Here is a 1,351-nt window from a genome sequence, read left to right on the forward strand (position 1 = left end):
CAAAAATATCGTTTTATTTTGGCAAAACAAAAATTTTCTATACATTTGCACCACCAAAACGGATAACTCCGGATTGGCGCGGATGATTCCGTAGCTCAGCTGGTAGAGCACAACACTTTTAATGTTGGGGTCCTGGGTTCGAGCCCCAGCGGGATCACGGAAAGGCAGCCGATAATCGATCGATTATCGGCTGCCTTTGTCTTTACCCTATCCTATCGAAATCTGCAGCCGAAAAAATCAGGCATTTTTCTTTTTCCGATTTTAATTCATTTTTACAAAGTCTGCATTTTGTTCAAAACAACGGTCAAAATGCAATTTCGCGTCATACCTCGATATTTTTATTGCTCCGCAACTCCGTCCATCGTAAATATATATTCAAATAAGATATAGAAAAAGTTCAATATCACACAAATAAAATTACCATTCTTCGATTTCGCAACTATTTTATCCGAAAATTATTTGTCTGATTCCCGGTAAAATGCTTATTTTTAATTAAGAAACATTCAACGACTATGAAAAGATTCGTTTTATTATTTTTCGCTTTGCTCGGTTATTCGCTACATGCGACGGGTCAGGAACAACGTATTGCGGGATTCATCTATGCCACCGATCCGACGGAGGCAATACCTTTCGCTTCATTGTGGCTGTACGATCCGGCGACCGGAGAACCCGAATACGGGACGCTTACATCTGTCAACGGTTATTACGAGTTAGACGCCATTGCCACCAACCGGACCTACCGGCTCGAAATATCGGGTCCGGGTATCCAGCCGCAGACCCGGCAAATCGAGATAGCTTATGTGCCCGGCATAGAAGGACGGCGCTACTTTCATTTCCCTGTCATCCGCAGCCAGAAGGATCTCGCTACCGTACAGCCCGTGGAAACGTACCTTCCCAAACAGATTGCCCCCGATGCCCGGACGATCGAGGATCTTTACAGCCATATTCCGGGCATAACCTACGAAGATGGTTATCTGATCGACGAAAACGGTGGTACGGTATGTCTTATGTTCAACGGACTTATCCCAACAAATCCGATGGAATACGAGACACTCATGAATGCATCGACTGCTCTCAACGTAACACGTATCGAATATTATCGGTTCGATTATGCGGAAACTCCCTATTATGACAGCGCCCTGAATTTCGTATTGAATCTGACGATCAACGTTCCTGATATTTCCGACCCCAATTGGGGGTTATAACTTTTTCCGCCCCGTCTTCACTCTATTTTATATTCTTTTCAAACTCCGCAACTATGAGACACCCCCGACTTATCCCCGTTCTTCTTCTGATCATCATAACGAGCCTGGCGACACCGCTCCAGGCGCAAATCGTCCTGAAAGGTAAA

Annotated in this window: 1 protein-coding gene and 1 tRNA gene; both read left to right on the forward strand. The window is 44.6% G+C overall.

The window, feature by feature from the left end:
- Window positions 1-84: 84 nt before the first annotated feature.
- Window positions 85-157, forward strand: a tRNA-Lys gene (locus AC5RDS_RS03615).
- A 355-nt stretch (window positions 158-512) separates the two neighbouring features.
- Window positions 513-1,205 (forward strand): peptidase associated/transthyretin-like domain-containing protein, encoded by a 693-nt coding sequence (locus tag AC5RDS_RS03620; protein WP_022459935.1) that lies wholly within the window; start codon window positions 513-515, stop codon window positions 1,203-1,205.
- Window positions 1,206-1,351 lie beyond the last annotated feature (146 nt).

The sequence above is a fragment of the Odoribacter sp. genome, from assembly GCF_985060555.1.

What these genes read in the sequence shown, in the direction of transcription:
- AC5RDS_RS03620 (WP_022459935.1), top strand. Translation starts at nt 513, where the DNA reads ATGAAAAGATTCGTTTTATTATTTTTCGCTTTGCTCGGTTATTCGCTA.